Here is a 19,020-nt window from a genome sequence, read left to right on the forward strand (position 1 = left end):
GAATTGAATGGCTTCCGAGTATCCCAAACGCTGGTCAATGGACATCATGGTGTTGGGCTTCGGCTGATTGTTGATTTCCATTCGCTGCGTTTGCCTGACACACAACGACATTGGCAGAAACCTATTCTGAAAATCATTGGGCTGCCAACCGCACATGAGTACGTTCCGATGTTCGGTTGTTCGTCGTCCCGATCTCCTGAATCCTCGTGCGAAGGCTCTGCCTTGCACGCGATTGCCTCGCAGGCTCCCGCCTGCAACTTCCGTGCAAAACCAAAGCCACTTAACCGCACGCTAGCGCGTTCCGGCTGATGAAACCTCGTGGACGAGCACCGCGAGGCTGAGCACGAGCACGATGAAGCGGGAAACACAGATGCAATTCCATTGCAAGAACGGCCGTTCAACTGAGATCGACGGTCGGGACGGACGCGGGCGGTCAATTTGAATCGCCTACCACCGCTTCGCGCAGCTGACGAGAACTCCATCGAATCCTTCTCCATCCGCAATAGCCAAGATAGGCTGCGAGGAGACTGAATGTGCCTCCAAAAACGGCTAAGAATCCCCAATCAATCGGTTCGTCATTGGTGATCTCTTCCCCGATGGTGGTGACGGCCGCGAAAGCGAAGAACGCGGCGGAGAAAAGATTCAATCACCCCATCGGTCGATCGAGACTTGAAACTTGCCGGTACCAGCGAATCCATTCGGCGATGGCATAACCCAAAACAGGCAACACCAGCAGCAGCCCACCGATCATTGAATAGGGATTGTCAGCAACGACGATCGCAATCACGCTCGTGATGAACAACATCGTCGCGAGCGTAAAGTTGACTCCAAAAAACAGTGTCTCAAGTCGTCTGCCCGATGCGTCAGCATTTTGCTCTCCCTCAGACATTCAACCACTCGCCGCTAGTTTTGCTCGGCCGCTAACTTGGCCTTCAGCTCTTCATAGACCACTTTGAACTGTTGATTCTCTGGCTCGAGGTCCGACGCCAACTTTAGCTGCGACAATGCATCTTCCATCTGGCCGTCCAAATAGAGCGCCAGGCCATACTGGAATTGCACGGGCGCTAGCTCGGGCGCTAGCTTGGCGTCGCGGGCCAACAATGCCAAATGCTGCTTTCGCAACTTGCCTGCCGCGGCAAGGTAACGGTCTCGTTCTGCCGGTTCCATTCCGCCGGCCACCCGCTCGAACAAAGCCGCCAAGTTGACGTGCGGCCCGGTTGTCGTGGGCTCGACGCGAATCGCCGTTTGATACGCTTCGATGGCTTCGGCAGGACGCCCTAAGCGTTCACAGATAATTCCCCAGCCCAGGTGTGCACCCGACCTGTCGGAAGCTGTCATGAATTCTTCGTGCACCTCTTTCAATGCGACTTCCAGCTTCGACCGATCCTCCGGCGACAACTGCTGAAGCTCCGGCGAATTCACCAAGGCCTGTGCCGCCGCCGAACGAACAAGTCGCGAGGGGTCGTCGAGCAATCGCACTAACTGCGTTACCGTTTGCGAGGAACCGGTTGCTGGCAACGCCGCTGCCGCGCTCGCACGAATCATCGGGTGCTGCTCGGCATCATTGAGTAACTCATTGACGACGCTCGAAATCCCACGGGCGCCCTGACGAGTCAACTCCTCAATGATCGTTGCCCGAGCGATTGCGGGGGATCGGTAGTCCGTTATTTTCAACAACTCGATCGCCCGCTCCGTCGCACCAGCTTCGCCGCGACGCAGCGGCACCAAGGTTTCGGCGAAGTGCGGTTCACGCTTTCGATCCGCACCGTACCAGCGGTCGCAAGCTTCATCGCACCAGGCGTCGGTCTGTTCAATCAAGCCCTGCAACGTCGCACCATCGGCGCCGACCTCGGCACTCGGTTCCTCACCAGCCAGACGCAGCCACTGGGCATACTCCAATGGTTCGAGCTTTGACCGCTGATCAGAATCCATTTGCGGCAAGCGATCCTTCACATGACAGCGACTGCAGGCGTTAGGCGTTCCGAGACTGACGGACAAGTCCGGACGCGGGACACGAATGCTGTGGTCACGACGTGGGTCGACTTCCATGTAAGTCGTTTCTGGCATGTGACAGTTGACACACTTTGCCGCTTCGCTGCCTGGTGTATGATGATGGTGTGAGACGACGTCATACTTGCCGGCGGAGTGCTGGTGACATGACGTGCAAGTTTCATTGCCGGGATGCTTCAGCTTCAACGAGTGAGGGTCGTGGCAATCGGAGCAGCGAATGCCTTTGTGATACATCTTGCTCTGTAGGAACGAGCCATAGACGTAGTCCTCGTCTTTGATTTGTCCGTCGCCGTGGTACGTCAATTCATTGAGCATTTCCAAGCGATAGTGATCGAAGTAATTCGGTCCGCCGGTCCCTGCGGCGCCCATCACCCCGCGACGACTGTGGCAAGGGGCACAGGTTTGCAACTGCGGTTCGGCATCGTCGCCTTTGAGATGATTGACCAAGCCATCGCCATAGCGGCGATCCCAAAATAACGAAGACTTGTTGGCCAGTTCGACATGCAACGAGGCCGGACCGTGGCAGGCTTCGCAGCTTACATCGATTTCCGAAAATGTCGTGTGATACGTCGCTGTCTTTGGATCAAAGTTCTCCTGCAAGTTGGTGGAGTGACAATTGGCGCACATCGTTTGCCAGCGTTGTGCGATTCCGGTCCAGTGCAGTGGGTCATCGGCAGCCAGCTTTTCGGTCACATCTGGAGGCCGCAAGTAGAACCAGCGGTTATCGCGACTGTCCCAAGAGATGCGTAGAACCTGTAACCGCGAGATTTCGCAAGACTTGTCGTCCCCAGAGACCTCGTTCGCGTCGGTACCTTCTTCGCGATCAAACTCCACCATGTATTGCTGCAGCGGATAGACACCGAAGACGTACTTGACTTCGAAGTCATGCATTTGGCCGTCTTCGCCATCGGTGTGCACCATAAACCGCTTGCCGTCGCGGAACAGGCGGTTGCTCAGCCCGTCGTGCTCGAAGGTCACATCATTGAAATCACCGAGTACGGTTTGGTCGGTTGCCAGATCCATCGCCTTGTCGTGATCGGAACCCGAGAACGCATCCATTTGTTCGGCGTGACACTTGGCACAGGCATCACGACCGACAAAGGTCGGCTCGATCCCTTCGGGCATTGCCGACCAATAATCGGCAAACACTCCGCCTGCGATCATCAAGACCGGAATAAGCCCCCAGACCAACAGACGCCGCGAACCGATCGGCTTCGCGGTCGTGGGTACGCGAGACGCCGCCTGGTCGACCGGCCCGTCGTCGACCGGCCCATCTTGGGTTTGTGGCTGCGACTTTGAGTTCGGCTGCGTCTTGGCGATCTTTTGGCGTGACGCTTTCTTGGGGCGGCGTGCGGACAAAGCTGGGGTGGGAATCGAGTCGTGGGGATGGGAAACGATGCAGACTAATCAGTCGACGCCGCTGTTGCTGGCTCCGAGATCAAGCGAACCGCTTCGGCACGCATCTGACGCAGGAGTTGATCTCGTTGGGCATCATCGTCCAGTTGACCGATCAATCGGCAAGCTTTTAGGAGAGCTTCTGCAGCCTTCATTCGTTTCAGTTGCCTGTTTTCCGAAGGACGTTGCTGGACAGACGCAGGTCGTTCGGCGCTGAGCTCCTGAGAATCGGATTTTAGCTTCGCATCGTCCTGGCCGGGGTTCGCCAACAGCGGCTTGTCAGCCATTTCGTCGAGCAGCGACCCAGAAAGCACGCTTCCCCCGCCTCCCGATTGGATGATGTCGCGAAGCATCGGGTCACCGACGGCCTGGAGTGCCGCGGGGGACTGGAGCGCATCGCGGATCTGCTGCTCCGTCGCCGGATCAGACGGCTTGGTACGAACGGGCGGCACCACACCGTCGGGCATGGTGATTGCGGTCCCAAGCGGTGTCCTTTCCGCTTGCTTTGCGGGCTGAGACGCGGAAGAAGTCGTCGCGGGCGGACTGAAAATCCACGCGCCGCTAACAAGACCACTGACAACTCCAACCGAAAGGGCTGCGGTAAACGCCGCTCGCATCACATCACTCCATGAACGTTATTCTGTCCGTGAATCTTCACCAGACTGTTAACAATGCCAGATCCCGGTCACCTGCGACCGATCTTGGCAGCTATTTCTTAACGGTAACTGCTTTCTGAACGGGCGCGGCACCGATTCAGCACACCGCCAATTCAGCAACCTAGCCCGCACAGTAGAGTTCGCACAGTAACCGGAAAGCTTGATCGATACCAGGATAACGTCATGCCGCGATGTCGGCCAAATCCGTTGGGCGACAAAGGGCTCTATCGAGAATCGTTCGCAACACGAGTAGCGACGACTTGTGAGCGACACGGCAAAGGACAACGACTCGGATCGGCTGCAATGATTTGCAGAGGGGCACCGCAGACGGGTTTGTGGCTGAGGGAGAGCGAGCACTGCGAACGGCGTGTGGCAAGATAGGAACCCTCACAAACTGAAATGGATCCGACCGTTTGGGAATTTTGGAGAAAACGAACTGCGGGGCGTCGGGGCGCAGGTGACGATTAAACGAAGGAGTTCTAGACTGACAAAAAGGGATCAGCCGGACCAACAAAACCGCTGTGAACTTGTCGGCTTAATCACTACCAATGGGCAGCGACACTGTCGCGATTGGCTCCGTCAAAAGAACGCTCGTCGACGCAAACCACCCTATGCGGACGACGACATTCGCAATCGGCATCGGTTGATATGAATACGTTTAGCTTGGACTACATTGACGACTTGTATGTCCAATATGTTCAGGACCCGGAGAGCGTCCCCGAGACCTGGCGTCAATATTTCGAGCAGTTCATGGTGATCTCTCCCGGCAAGGGAAAGGCGTCATCGGCAGGCGACTCGTCCGCCGCAGCTCGCGTGACGAGCAGCGCTGCCGCCGGAGGTTCTGGTAACGGCCAAGGTGCGGCCGTTGCGACGGCGCCGCGTTCTTCGATCGGCGCAAAAATCGTCCAAGCCGCCAACGGCTCCACCGGGGATGAAGCGACCGACCAAGCGTTGTGGATGTCGCGGATGCAAGACCGCGTCAACCAGCTTGTCCGCGAGTACCGGGTGCGGGGTCACCTGCGTGCACAGCTTGACCCGCTGGGGATCGACCGCGCAATGCCACCGGAGCTCAGCCCCAAACGCTATGGGCTTAGCGAAACCGATTTGCAGCGCCGACTGGGATCCTCTGCCGTCGAACACGTCAAAGGCGACACGCTGGACGTGATCCTGACCAAATTGCAAAACACGTACTGCCGCTCGATCGGTGCACAGTTCATGCACATCGACAATCGCAACATTCGCGATTGGTTGCAGCAGCGGATGGAGAGCACCGAGAATCGCTTGGAACTTCCACGCGAAGTTCAACGCCGTATTTATGCGCGTCTGGCTGACGCATCGATTTTCGAAGAATTCGTGCGCCGCAAATTTGTAGGCGCCAAAACGTTTTCTCTCGAAGGTGCCGAAACGCTGATCCCGATGATCGACTTGGCCTTGGAAAAGGCCGGCGAACACGGCGTCAAAGAAGTCGTGATGGGGATGGCCCACCGCGGACGCTTGAACGTGATGGCCAACATCATGAAAAAGCGTGCGATGAATATCTTCTGGTCCTTCGATGACCCGAACCCGGAGATGAATCGTGGCGGCGGCGACGTGCGCTATCACCTCGGGTACAGCAGCGACTGGAAAACCGCCAGCGGCCATCGACTGCACATCTCACTGTGCTTTAACCCCAGCCACCTGGAGTTCGTCAATACGGTTGCGATGGGCCGAACCCGCTGCAAACAGGACCACCGGGGGGATGAGAATCGTCGCGAAGTCATGACGATGCTGATTCACGGTGACGCGGCGTTTGCCGGTGAAGGAATCGTGCAAGAAACGCTGAACCTGAGCCAACTGAACGGCTACCGGGTGGGCGGGACGCTACATATCGTCATCAACAATCAGGTCGGCTTCACCACCGAACCGGATTCCGGACGCAGCACCACGTACGCGACCGACGTCGCCCGCATGCTGCAAATCCCAATTTTCCACGTCAACGGCGAAGACCCCGAAGCGGTTGCCCAAGTCGTTTCGCTGGCAATGGATTTCCGCAACGAATTCCAACGCGACGTCGTCATCGACCTGTACGCCTACCGCCGCTGGGGGCACAACGAAGGCGACGAGCCGCGTTTCACCCAGCCACGGATGTACGCGACCATCGACCAACGCCCCAGTGTTCGCGAACAGTACCTCAACAGTCTCAAGACGCTTGGCAAAATCACTGACGCCGACGCCGAAGAGATTCAAAAGAAACGTACCGAGAAGCTGGAATCAGAATTCGATGCCAGCCAGCACGAACCGTTCGTCCCCGACACTCAAACGCTTGCCGCCGGATGGTCGGAGTACTTCGGCGGGCCCGAACCGGTCGAACAAACCGATACCACCGTGGAAGAATCGCAGCTCGGTGAATTGGTCGACCAAGTCACGCGCCTTCCCGATGAGTTCTCTCCACACAAGAAACTCAAACGACTGATTTCCAATCGCCGCAAAATGGCCAAAGGTGAAGTCGCGTTTGACTGGGCTACTGCAGAACTGGCGGCCTTCGCGACGTTGATGGCAGGCGGCCACTCGGTTCGCTTGACCGGCCAGGACTGCCAACGGGGAACGTTCTCGCAACGACACGCCGTTCAGCACGACGTCAAAACGGGCAAGACGTTTATGCCGCTTTCGACGCTGACGTCCGACAACGTCAGCATCGAGATCCACAACAGCCCGCTGAGCGAAGCCGGCGTACTGGGATTCGAATACGGCTACTCGCTCGATGCCCCCAACGACCTGGTCATGTGGGAAGCACAGTTCGGCGACTTCTGGAACTGCGCCCAAGTCATCGTCGACCAGTTTATCGCCAGTGCCGAAGACAAATGGAACCGACTAAGCGGCTTGGTCATGCTGCTGCCTCACGGCTTTGAAGGCCAAGGCCCCGAGCACTGCAGCGCCCGCGTCGAACGGTTCTTGGCAATGGCTGCCGAGCACAATATCCAGGTTTGCCAACCGACCACCCCGGCGCAGTACTTTCACCTGCTCCGCCGACAAGTTATTCGCAAGTGGCGTAAACCACTGGTCGTGCTGACGCCGAAAAGCTTGCTGCGTCACCCCGAAGTGATCAGCACACGAATCGAGCTTGCCGATGGCCAGTTCAAGAAACTGCTGCACGATCCGGTCATCAACATCTCCGACGCCAAACGCGTGATCCTGTGCACTGGCAAGATTTACTACGACCTCAAGAAGCATCGCGAAGAACTCGAACGCAGAGACGTGACGCTGATCCGCGTGGAACAGCTTTACCCGCTTTCGAGCGAAGAACTGATCGCGGGACTTGATGGTGCGGGCCGAGGCACAGAACTGTTCTTCGCACAAGACGAACCGTTAAACATGGGCGCTTGGCCTTATGTCAAACTGAGCTTCGGTGATGATCTTGCCGCGGCAGGTTGGAATCTCAAGCCAATCACTCGCGCTGAATCCGCAAGCCCAAGCACGGGCAGCATGGCCGCACACGTGCTGGAACAACGTGAGTTGATCGAAGCAGCGTTCGCTGATTTGGATTAACCAAACGACTTTTGAAAAAAGTGTTTTGCCATCATTTGGTTCGCGCATCGCTGGGTCGAGAGATCTATTACAATCGCCCCTGGCATTAGCGGCTTGGGCGATTTCCCAAGCGGGGCTCACTACCTGATTGGTCAAACACGGATGAACAAGCTATCTGTCAGCCAGATATCAACGTTGCGTTGGGATTTGGAAGCAGACGTCCATGCTTACTATGAGCGTGGATTCAACGGCATCGGTTTGTATCGACCTAAAGTCGAAGACTTTGGAATCGAACGCACTGCGGAACTGCTTGCCGAACGTTCCATGACCGCCACATCCCTTTCTTGGGCTGGCGGGTTCACTGGAAGCGATGGCCGGTCATTCGAAGAGTCTGTCTCGGACGGGATCGCGGCGGTCCTTCAAGCCGCCGAACTCGGTGCCGAAACGGTCATCATTCTTGCCGGTGGTAAAAACAACCACATCAAAACGCACCTCCATCGAGTGCTCTGCCAAGCCTTGCGACGCATCGCTGCGGTTGCATCGGAACACGGCGTGAAGGTTGCGCTCGAACCGTTCCACCCCGGATGCGGCGACGAATGGTCTTTCGTCAACGACCTTGACGCAACCCTAGACATCATCGACCGCGTTGACAATCCGTCACTGGGCCTGGTGTTCGACACTTACCACCAAGGCATGGATGACGAAGTGATTCGCGCCTTTGCCGACTACGCCCCCTACATCAACTTGGTCCAACTTGGTGACGGACGACACAGCCCCAACGGCGAAATGAATCGCTGCCTCCTCGGCGAAGGTCGCATTCCGCTCATGGAACTGATGGACCTACTGGTACGACACTCCTACCAAGGTGCCGTCGAAGTCGAACTGATCGGCGAAGACATCGAACACATCGGCTACGACGAAGTCCTCGACCACACGAGACAGTTCCTCAGCCAAACGCTGCCACTACGCTGCTAAGTGACTGTCACACATTGATGCTTCCGCTGGAAGGCAGGGCGATTTGCCCTGCCTTTTTTGTTGAAGCAACACAGCGGTTGATGCGCTGGGAAGTGGTTGTTATGCCGGGATCGAAAATCGGCTGAAGCCTCGACTCCAGCTTGGTGAGACAAAGGATCGGCTGAAGCCTAGACCCCAGCGGTGCAAGAACTAGGATCGGCTGAAGCCTAGACTCCAACACTCAGGCATTGACGACTAGCGTCGCAGAACTTGGTCGACCAGAAAGTGCGGCGTGCTCATTCCCTCGAGCAGTTTCTCCTGCCCCCGCACTGCAACGCGACTATTGAGATGATGCCGCAGGTTTACGCCGGGGAACGGGGTCACATAAGCAATCGTCACCCCAGAGTCGTCGGTCAACGCATAAGGCGGACAATTCGGTCGCGACGAATAAACCTGAACCAAATACCCGGTTGCATTACCGGCATCTGACTTGCCAGGCACGACGGATTGCCCAGCCCCTGACGACGCTGCTGCCGAAGCGATAGCGGACGAAGGCCCCTGTGTCGCGACGGGAGCACGATTACTGATCGAAGCGTGTGCCTGCAACGGGATAGTTGACGAAACCGCCGGGCGATCCGACATCGTTGCCGAAGTCGTGATTACTGCCGGAGCGGTCGCCAGAACTGGTTCACTTTGCACGCCAAACCCGTTGCCGCGTACAACGGTCGGGCCGTCGCGACGGGCAGCAACGTAGCGATACTTGCGCGCCCGTGCCAATAACTCGCGAGTACGATTCGCATCCCCAATCACGCCCGTCCGCAGCAAGTCCTCGGCGCGACGGATCAAGGGATCCATTTCGTCAGCACTAGCACTTTCGGCGATAAGGGCTGACAACCAGCGATCCACGGTCGCAACGTTGGCAGTTTCCATTGCGTCAATCACGCGAGCAATCTGCGTCACGCTGACCTCACGTGCCTTTGCGACAGGCGCTGCCGGCACAACGGCAGGTGCGGCCGCCCAATCAGCCCCGCCCGGGGCAACGCCACCGACCGTGGCCACACCAGACGACGGACTCGCAGTTGGCAGACCGATTGATGTAACTGCGGTTGGCTGCGGCTCACCGAGACTGCCCAAAGACTGCGGCGGCATCAAGCCAGGCTGAACGGGCGAGGGACGACCAGGCCCGACCGTCCAGTTTTGATCAAAGGACGACTGAGCAGCGAGCGCATTCGGATCACGAGCATCGATCTGCACGATCCGCGGAGGACTGATGAAATTAGCAACCACCTCGGAGACCTTTTTCAGCGGTGCCGCAATCGCAGAAGCTGCTGCGGCGGCACCGTTGGCCGGCAGACCCGCAACCGACTCGTCACTGAGTATCGAAGTGGCATCCTGATCGAGACCAAACTCGCCTTCAGGCGACGCTTCGTCGGCATCGCGTTCAATCTGCGACCAGCGATCCAGCAAGCCGCTGCCAATCACAGCCCCACGATCTTTGAACTCATCCGTGACCGGATTGCGGTGAATTTGAATCGCACTGTCCTTGACCACCGTCCTTGATTTCGGCGCGGACGTCGACTTTGAAGCAGTCGTTGCTTTTGCAGCGGCAGTCTCGCCGACAGGACGCAGGTTGGGAACGTTGCCGGCAACCTTCAATCCCTCATCCGGCACAGCAGTGTTTGCCGCCGCTACATTTCCCGAGTCGTATTGCTTTCGACTGGACGAATCACCGCGCAACGGCTGCGACGCTTCGGCGCGCACCTGAACCGCTTCAGGCTTCAGCTCTGCGACGGCGACTTTGGGCTGTGCTTTTGGTGCTGCCGTGCGCGCGGGTGCCTTGGCGATCGCGGCGGCGAGAGCCTCCGCCGATCCGACGACATCGTCGCGATGAACCCAGCGAAACTCACCCGATGGCGGCACAATCCGCAGCCAGGTTTTGCTTCCAGAGTCACTCTCTCGCTCCGTTACCTCCAGCACATCGATTTGTTCGCCGGGTTGCAACTGCACCTGCCAACGGTAGCGCCGAGCCTCACCAAGATTGGTCCCGATCCAAGCTATCGCTTTCTCTTCCTGCACGGTTGCGACTTGGCCGTTGCTATCGAGCCGCACCGAATCGCCGGTGACCCAACAAAAGCTCTTTTCAGTTGGACGGATTCCCAACCAACCGTCATCGGTTTCGACATAAACCTCCAGCTCCTGCCCCAACCGCAAGGGATCGGTTCGATAATGGGCAGTGCCAGGTCCGCAGCGAGTGAAGGCATCTTTTGTAGAAACGAACACCACGTAGGGCTCGTTGGCGACCGACTGCGGCGCAGCTTCCGACGAAGCACTCGACGCGGACGGAACGGGATTGGTCAGCGGGATGGGTTGACCATCGGCACCAAATGCGTGCGCACCAGTCGACGCTGCGCCGCAGGCGATGACGCCCGCGGTGACAAGACTCGCAAGCGCATTGGCAAAACGGCGACGTTTTACCGACGTCAGGTTGTGCGCTGGGTAAGTTCGCTTGGGTGCGGAGACATCCATGTCGTCAGGTCCGTGTGTTTTCAATGAAACGACTCAATCCTTCTCTGTGGCTTTCATGGCCAGCTTTCATGGCCAACGGCGAGTACGCCAAAATGGCCCGAACGGCGTGCTTTGCACGCGTGGACGCGGTTCGAAGAAGGAATCCACTGTCGACATAGCGAAGTCGAGCGGCTGAAGGCAAGACAGAACAGTCAAACAAACCGGCCCAGGGGGAGTGGGCTGGTATAGGCAACGCTGGGAGGGATTGCGAAAAAACTGTGATTCTGAGCGACCAAAGTCTATGAAAGTCCGATATCCCAACCGACACAGCAAATTTGATGCCTTGTCCTGATGAAGTGCTTCCGCTAACTTCTGACCCCCTCACCTGTCGACAAGGTGATTGTTTTCATTTAACCCCCAAAACCGTCAGTTCTGATGGGACGAAGGGCCCCGCCAAATGCGGGGCATCAATCGCCAAACGGCGTTGATGTCAGCCCCTGGGAACGGCCCGATCGGAGACCACACTGGTTTCTCCGCATCAATCCGTTTCGTGCGCGCCTTGACTGACAAAAGCAACGGAGAAAGTCTGTCGATGTCGAATCCGATCGTACAAGAAATGATTGAAGCTGGTGTTCACTTCGGGCACCGCACCAGCCTCTGGAACCCGAAGATGAAGCCTTACATCTTCGGTAGCAAAAACCAAATCCACATTCTCGACATCCGCGAAACCCTTCGCGGGATGCTGCGCGCCAAAAAGTACCTCGGCCAAGTTGCTGCCGGCGGCTCGCTGATCCTGTTCGTCGGAACCAAGCGTCAAGCTGGTGAAGCGATTGAAGAGCAAGCATCGCGCTGCGGAATGCCGTTCGTTAGCGAACGCTGGTTGGGTGGAACGCTGACGAACTTCCGCACCATTCGCAGCCGACTGGGCCGCCTGGAAGAGCTGGAAAAGATTCGTAACAGCGACGCGATCAACGGATACAGCAAGAAAATGCAATCCGCCCTGAACCGCGAATACCGCAAGATGTACCGCAACCTGAACGGTTTGCGGACCATGAACCGCTTGCCAGAGTGCTTGTTCATTGTCGACCCCGGCAAAGAACGCAACGCCGTTCGTGAAGCAAAACGCTTGGGCATCACCACCGTCGGCCTGATCGACACCGACAGCGATCCTTCGCAGATCGACCTGCCGATCCCCGGCAACGACGATGGCATCCGCAGCATCGAGCTGATCCTGAAGCAACTTTCGGAAGCAGTCCTCAAAGGCCGCGGGCAAAACGAAATGCCAGCTGCTGCCGGTGAAGCTGCACCAGCCGAAGCCGCCGCAGAACCAGCTGCCGAAGCCGCTTCCTCGGAAGCGTAAGTGAATCCAAAGCGACAGGGCACTGCGACCAGACAGTGCCCGTCTGCTTGATCCAAAGTGACCACACATTCACGTCAGAACCTTTTTTGCCTGACGTTTGTCGTTGAAGGGCCCGACACGATCGGAACCGCCGACAATCTTGGCGTCGACCGCGACCCACGCGGCTCGACACCGCCCCATCCACCGCCGGCAATCACACCGAGCGATTTCCGGTAACACTTCACACAAGACAACTCAGATTTAAACGTATCGGAGGCAGCTATGGCGATCTCAGCCAAAGACGTTAGCGAACTCAGAAAGTCCACCGGCGCTGGCATGATGGACTGCAAAAAAGCTCTCGAAGAGTCCGGCGGTGACCTTGAAGGCGCACTGGACTACCTTCGCAAAAAAGGCCAAAAGGTTGCCGCAAAGCGTGCCGACCGCGAAGCCAACGAAGGTGTTGTCGTTGCATTGGCCGAAGGCGACAAAGGCGTCCTGCTGGCACTGAGCTGCGAAACCGACTTCGTCGCCAAGAACGAAGACCACATGCAGCTGGCCGAAAAAATCGCAAAAGCTGCGATGGAAAAAGGCCTGAAGACCAAAGAAGAAGTCTCCGCAATGGAATTCGACGGCGCCACCGTCGCCGAGAAATTGGTCGAGCGAACCGGCACCGTTGGTGAGAAAATCGAAGTTGCTGATTTCCAAGTTGTCGAAGGCGAACAACTCGCGTCGTACATCCACGCTGGCAGCAAGATCGGCGTATTGGTTTCCTACAAAGACGGTGGCAAGGACGACGCGCCACAGTTCTTCCGTAGCTTGGCCATGCACATCGCCGCGATGAGCCCTTCGATCCTGACCCCCGATGAATTCGACGCCGAATTCGTCGCCAAGGAAACCGAAGCCCTTCAAGGCCAGATCAAAGTCGAAAACGAAGACCGTCAACGCCTCGGCAAGCCACTGAAGAACGTTCCTCAGTACGCTAGCCGCAAGCAATTGACCGACGAAGTCATGGCAGCTGCCGAAGCAGCGATCAAAGAAGAGCTGAAGGCCGAAGGCAAGCCAGAAAAGATCTGGGACAAAATCGTCCCAGGCAAACTGGAGCGTTTCGTCGCCGACAACACGCTGCTTGACCAAGACAAGTGCTTGCTCAGCCAGTTCTACGCACTCGACGACACCAAAACCGTCGAAGCAGCGATCGCCGAATTCAGCGATGGCGCCGAAGTGATCGCGTTCAAACGCGTCTCCGTTGGCGGCTAAGTTGCCGAACGCAACGCTCGGGCGGGTCTAAGCCCGTCCACACGACACATCAGAGAAACCTCGCTCGTCCCCTCGGGATGAGCGAGGTTTTTTCGTATGCTCTTGAGACCTCGCCGTGGCCGATCGAGCGATTCACCAGATGATGCGACGCCCCTGGCCAAACCTGCATTCCCCACTGACTTTGCAACGTCATGCCCGACCAAAACGAAAGCAACCTTCGATACAAACGCGTGATCCTGAAACTGAGCGGCGAAAGCCTGGCCGACTCCGGCGGCCGTGGGATTAGCAGCAAAGAGATGGGAGAGATTGCGAATCAAATCAAGCAAGCTCACGAGAGCGGCTGCCAAATTGCGATTGTCGTCGGCGGCGGCAACATCCTTCGTGGCGCACAGTTCTCTGGATCGAACGCGCTGATCCAAGAAGCGACTGCACACTACATGGGCATGCTAGCGACCGTCATCAACTCGCTAGCGATGCAAGACGCGATCGAAAAAACCGGCTTGTCGACACGCGTCATGTCCGCTGTACCAATGGACAAAATCGCCGAAACGTTCATCCGGCGCCGTGCGATCCGTCATCTAGAAAAAGGCCGCGTGATCATCCTGGCGGCCGGAATTGGCAACCCCTTTGTGACCACCGACACCGCGGCAGCCCAACGTGCACTGGAAATTGACGCCGACGTGGTCCTCAAAGCGACCCGAGTTGACGGCGTCTACAGCGACGACCCAGAAAAGAACCCGCACGCCGTCCTGTACGACTCCCTGACGTTCCGTGATGTCAGCGAAAAGCAACTGCGAGTGATGGATGCGACTGCGATCGCGTTGTGCGCCGAACACAAGAAACCGATCCTGGTGTTCAACTTCAAACAGTCCGGAAGCATCGTCCGGGCGGTCAACGGCGAAACCGTTGGGACCTGGATCGGCGCCGAAGGCCGATAACGGATCGCCAGATCGGCTGCCTGCACAGAGAAGCCCCTGCACAGGGAAGCCTTCGTTCACCTGATTACTAAACAGGTGAACAGGCGCCAAAAAGAAATCGAAACTTGAGCGAATTTTTGCCGTGAAACTGATCTTGACTCGATTTGGCTAGATCGTGAAACTCCTCCCGCTCGCATGCGAGACACCGCTTGCGATCGTTTCGGCACCTCGGTCCCCCCGACGGCGTCTCTAATGAAATGATTGCAAATGTGTTACGCTGCAAAGGAGTGCGTGTGATCGAAATTTGCTCGTCAGCTCTCAGGAAAGAGTTTTGCCAAGCTTGCTTGGCACGGGTGGACCGATCCGGATGGTTTCGCAGGCACCTGCGCGATGAATGTTCATTGACTGCTTAAGTACAGTTGATGGCGTTTGACATCAAGCGGGATATTTTCAGCGAGTCGCTGTGTCCGCAATGTTGGACCTAGATCTCAAAGAACGTGTGCGTGCATCCGTCGACATTGTCGACGTGATTGGCGCATCGCTGACATTGGCACCCAAGGGCCGAATGTTAGCCGCGCGATGCCCATGGCATGACGATCGCTCGCCCTCGCTTTCTGTTAACAAAGAACGCCAAACCTGGAAATGCTGGGTTTGCGATATCGGTGGTGACGTTTTCAGCTTCGTGATGAAACGCGAAGGCGTCGACTTCGTCACCGCTCTGCGAATGCTTGCCGATCAAGCCGGGATCGAATACCAGACCGGCCCCAAGGCTGAACCCGGATCCAAGGACGACAAGGCGACCTTGCAAGCTGCCGTGCAGCTGATCGCCAATGCGTACTTCGAACTGCTCGATTCGCCACAGTCAGACGATGCAAAAATTGCTCGCGACTACTTAGCCCAACGCGGGATCGACGACGATCAACGCAAGAAGTTTCAAATCGGTTTTTCGCCGGATAGCTGGGACTTCGCTACAGGGCTTCTGAACCAAAACAAATTCCGACCCGAGATCGGACCGGCCGCCGGTGTCGCACTCAATCGCCGCAGCGGCGGTGGCAGCTATGACCTGTTTCGCGGTCGGCTGATGTTTCCGATCCATGACGCCCAAGGCAAACCGATCTCGATGGGCGGCCGAGTGATCCCGCCGATCGCAGAACGCCATGGCGATAAAGCAGGTGGCAAATACATCAACGGACCGGAGACGTTGCTGTTCCGAAAGTCACAGCAACTGTTCGCGCTGGACAAGTCTCGCGAAGCGATTCGCAAAAGCGGCCAAGCCTTGGTGATGGAAGGCTACACCGATGTCATCGCCGCGCACCAAGCCGGCTTGGAACCAGCCGTCGCGGTGCTCGGCACTGCGTTGGGCGAAGGCCACGTCAAGCTTCTTAAACGCTACACCGAACGCGTTGTTCTGGTCCTTGACGGTGATGCCGCAGGACGACGACGTGCCGACGAAGTTCTGGAACTGTTTGTCAAAGCAGATGCCGACTTGCGAGTGTTGACTTTGCCCGAAGGCATGGACCCGGCAGAGTACCTTGCCGAACACGGCCGCCCGGCGATGGAGGCAATGATCGAGCAAGCGCCTGATGCGCTCGAACACAAACTTCGTTCATTGACCGAAGGCATCGACGTTACCAATGACACACATCAAGTGATGTCGGCGATCGATACGATGACGTCAATCTTGGCGCGAGCACCAAAGATGGATCCGTTGAAAATGGATCAGATCATGCTGCGTCTATCGCGTACCTTTGGCATCGATAAAGAACGCATCGAAGAGCGACTGGATCAAAAACGTAAAGACGAAAAGCAACGCGAACAAAACGCGAAACGCTTTCGACAAACACAACAAAAAGCAAACGCACCTGCAAAGCCCAGCACGCAATCACCGGCCAACAAACAAGCCCAACAACCGCCGAAGAAAAACTCGGCACCGACCGGCCCTGTCGATCCCAACATGCTGCTCAACGAAGCAGCTGACTTTGATCACGACGGCGCGGACATGTACTTCGATGACGGCGGCTATGCAGACGCTGGCTATGACGACATTGGATATTACGACGGTCCGTCTGAACCAAGCCTTGATGCGCCCGTTTCAAGGCAAGCGGTTCAACAAGACATCCCGTTGACATCGATTGATAAAGAGCTGTTTGAAGCGCTGCTTGAGTCACCTGATCTTGCCGGACGCGCGGTCGAAACGATTGACCCTGAATGGCTTGATACCTATGCCGCAAAGATGATTTTGTCGGCTTATCAAGAGCTCGATCTAGAAGGTCGTGAACTGACTGCAGAAAGCCTTTTGCTATTATTGGAAAATGACTTTTTGAAAAATGAAGTCGTAACGATGCAGTTTCGACTAGCACGCCGTGAAGGGCGCAGTACGCTATCGCCCGAACAACGTTTCCAAAGTGTTCTCAAGCATTATCACGATCGTGAAGAGAAGGCTGGCAAGCAACGGAAGATTGCTCAGCTTGAATCGTCGAGCTTGGATGAAGAACAAGAGTTGGAACTTCTAAAACAACTATTTGAAAGTGCCAAGACGAGTCAACAACTCGATCGCTAGGAGGATCGGATCCGCTTCCCGCACCATCTTTCCCCAAAGATAAAACACACCTGCCGCAGCGCCCGAAGCAGCAAAACGGCAGCAGGACCCAGCACCCGCAAACGCCCATGAAGGGCAACTCAAACAAGAGGTTTTGAATTATGCTTTTGATGGATCAAGAATTGGCTGATTTGGTCGCACGTTACCACGAGCAAGGTAGCCTGACGTACGACGAAGTGAATGCGTACCTGCCCGATGAAGACGGCAGCCCTCGAAAGCTGAACCGCCTGATCGAGGCGATCGAACGCTTCGGAATCAAGCTAGTCGATAGCGAAAGCATTGTCGTGCGTCCTGCACGACGCTCAGAACCAAACGTCCGTGGACACCGCCGTGAAATCGAAGGCGCTGTCGATAGCAGTGACTTGGACGACGTCACCGCGGACCTGTCCAGTGCTGACTTGCCCAAAGCAAGCGACGACCCAATTCGCATGTACCTCAGCCAAATGGCCGAGATCCCATTGCTGTCGCGGGAAGAAGAAATCTCCCTGGCCAAGAAGATCGAAGTCACTCGTCGTCAGTTCCGCCGCTGCTTGCTGGAGTCCGACTACGCACTTCGTCACACCGTCGAAACGCTGCACCGCGTCCATGAAGGCGAACTGCCGTTTGACCGCACAATCAAAGTCTCGCTGACCGAGCACCTGACGAAAGAACAAATTTCGTCGCGGATGCCACACAACCTTCGCACGCTTGATCACTTGATCGCACAAAACCGCGAAGACTTCGAAGCGATGGTTCGCAAGAGCACGCCGCCTCGCTTGAAAGCGGTTGTCCGCCGCAACTTCATCGCCCGCCGTAAGAAAGCACTCGAGCTGGTCGAAGAACTCAGCCTGCGTAGCCGACGCGTCACCCCAATGCTCGCTCGCCTGGAAGAATTCTCCAAGCGAATGAACTACATCCGATTCCGTTTGGCAGACCTCGGCCACGATGCCGTCAGCCGTGACGAAGCTGCTGACCTGCGTCAGGAACTTCGCGAGCTGATGATGCTGACTCAGGAAACTCCGGAAAGCCTGGACAAGCGAGTCAAAAAGGCTCGTGAGTACTTCGAGCGTTTCGAAGCGACCAAGCGTCTGCTCAGCAGTGGCAACCTCCGCCTCGTCGTTTCGATCGCAAAGAAATACCGTAACCGTGGCCTGTCTTTCTTGGACCTGATCCAAGAGGGTAACACCGGCCTGATGCGAGCGGTCGACAAATACGAATACCGCCGTGGCTTCAAGTTCAGCACCTATGCCACGTGGTGGATCCGCCAAGCGATCACCCGTGCAATCGCTGACCAAGCGCGTACGATCCGTATCCCCGTTCACATGATCGACGTACTAAGCAAGCTTCGCCAAGCACAAAAGAAACTGGTTCAACAACTGCGTCGCGAACCGACTTACGAAGAGATCGCTGAGGCGACCGAAGTACCGATCGAAGAAGTCCAACGCGTGATGGACATCGGCCGCCACCCGGCCAGCTTGGACCGTCCCGTCGGCGAAGGCGAAGACAGCAGCTTCGGCGAATTCATCGAAGACAACGACAGCTTGAACCCTGTTCACATGGCTGCCAACGGATTGCTGAAAAGCAAGATCGAAGAGCTGCTCAAGACGCTGACCTATCGTGAACGCGAAATCATTCGCCTGCGATATGGATTGGTCGACGGTTACAGCTACACGCTGGAAGAATGCGGGCGGATCTTCAAAGTCACTCGTGAACGCGTTCGTCAAATCGAAGCGAAAGCGGTGGCGAAACTGCAAAGCCCGAGCCGCGCCGATCGCTTGGCATCGTTCATCAAGGTCGCTGCTTAATCGAGCAGCAGAAAGGGGGCAAACCCCGGTCAACAAATAAACCGGTCACGCGATGGCTGCTGCGAGACAGCAGCCTAACGTGCCGGTTTTTTTAATGCGC

The 19,020-nt window shown here is 56.8% G+C and carries 11 protein-coding genes; 7 read left to right on the plus strand and 4 right to left on the minus strand.

All coding sequences use genetic code 11. From position 1 onward, the window contains the following. Window positions 1-646 precede the first annotated feature (646 nt). Genes CGZ80_RS11245 through CGZ80_RS11255 form a run of 3 tightly spaced genes read right to left on the minus strand, consistent with a single transcriptional unit; the run spans window position 647 to window position 4,022 of the window. Window positions 647-889, minus strand: a complete 243-nt coding sequence (locus CGZ80_RS11245) for a hypothetical protein (protein ID WP_094414368.1) — start codon at window positions 887-889, stop codon at window positions 647-649. Window positions 890-903: 14 nt separating this feature from the next. Next, window positions 904-3,369: a HEAT repeat domain-containing protein gene (locus CGZ80_RS11250; RefSeq protein ID WP_233148367.1), complete on the minus strand. Its 2,466-nt coding sequence runs from the start codon at window positions 3,367-3,369 to the stop codon at window positions 904-906. Window positions 3,370-3,413: 44 nt separating this feature from the next. Beyond that, on the minus strand, window positions 3,414-4,022 hold the full coding sequence (locus tag CGZ80_RS11255; protein WP_094414370.1) for a hypothetical protein: 609 nt from the start codon (window positions 4,020-4,022) through the stop codon (window positions 3,414-3,416). Between the two features lie 687 nt (window positions 4,023-4,709). Here CGZ80_RS11255 and CGZ80_RS11260 point away from each other — a divergent pair. Together CGZ80_RS11260 and CGZ80_RS11265 are read left to right on the plus strand one after the other, a co-directional pair. Further along, window positions 4,710-7,586, plus strand: a complete 2,877-nt coding sequence (locus CGZ80_RS11260) for a 2-oxoglutarate dehydrogenase E1 component (protein WP_094414372.1) — start codon at window positions 4,710-4,712, stop codon at window positions 7,584-7,586. A 141-nt stretch (window positions 7,587-7,727) separates the two neighbouring features. Then, on the plus strand, window positions 7,728-8,540 hold the full coding sequence (locus CGZ80_RS11265) for a sugar phosphate isomerase/epimerase family protein (RefSeq protein WP_094414374.1): 813 nt from the start codon (window positions 7,728-7,730) through the stop codon (window positions 8,538-8,540). A gap of 234 nt (window positions 8,541-8,774) precedes the next feature. On the opposite strand, the gene CGZ80_RS11270 is transcribed toward CGZ80_RS11265, so the two are convergent. Continuing rightward, the gene (locus CGZ80_RS11270; protein ID WP_094414376.1) at window positions 8,775-11,045 is read right to left on the minus strand and encodes a hypothetical protein; all 2,271 of its coding nucleotides are present in this window, start codon (window positions 11,043-11,045) and stop codon (window positions 8,775-8,777) included. A 571-nt stretch (window positions 11,046-11,616) separates the two neighbouring features. Here CGZ80_RS11270 and rpsB point away from each other — a divergent pair. The 5 genes from rpsB to CGZ80_RS11295 all read left to right on the plus strand — a co-directional run bounded on the left by rpsB (window position 11,617) and on the right by CGZ80_RS11295 (window position 18,920). Next, window positions 11,617-12,384, plus strand: coding sequence for a 30S ribosomal protein S2 (gene rpsB, locus CGZ80_RS11275; RefSeq protein WP_094414569.1), 768 nt, complete (start codon window positions 11,617-11,619; stop codon window positions 12,382-12,384). 261 nt (window positions 12,385-12,645) lie between these two features. Beyond that, a complete protein-coding gene (tsf, locus tag CGZ80_RS11280) occupies window positions 12,646-13,620 on the plus strand; it encodes a translation elongation factor Ts (protein WP_094414378.1) in 975 nt (324 codons plus the stop codon). A gap of 191 nt (window positions 13,621-13,811) precedes the next feature. Continuing rightward, the gene (gene pyrH / locus CGZ80_RS11285) at window positions 13,812-14,558 is read left to right on the plus strand and encodes a UMP kinase (RefSeq protein ID WP_094414380.1); all 747 of its coding nucleotides are present in this window, start codon (window positions 13,812-13,814) and stop codon (window positions 14,556-14,558) included. 451 nt (window positions 14,559-15,009) lie between these two features. Continuing rightward, a complete protein-coding gene (gene dnaG / locus CGZ80_RS11290) occupies window positions 15,010-17,097 on the plus strand; it encodes a DNA primase (protein WP_233148368.1) in 2,088 nt (695 codons plus the stop codon). A 140-nt stretch (window positions 17,098-17,237) separates the two neighbouring features. Next, the gene (locus tag CGZ80_RS11295; RefSeq protein ID WP_094414382.1) at window positions 17,238-18,920 is read left to right on the plus strand and encodes a sigma-70 family RNA polymerase sigma factor; all 1,683 of its coding nucleotides are present in this window, start codon (window positions 17,238-17,240) and stop codon (window positions 18,918-18,920) included. The last annotated feature ends 100 nt before the right edge of the window (window positions 18,921-19,020 follow it).

Origin of the sequence: Rhodopirellula sp. MGV, from assembly GCF_002251265.1 — a bacterium.
Taxonomy (GTDB): domain Bacteria; phylum Planctomycetota; class Planctomycetia; order Pirellulales; family Pirellulaceae; genus Stieleria; species Stieleria baltica_A.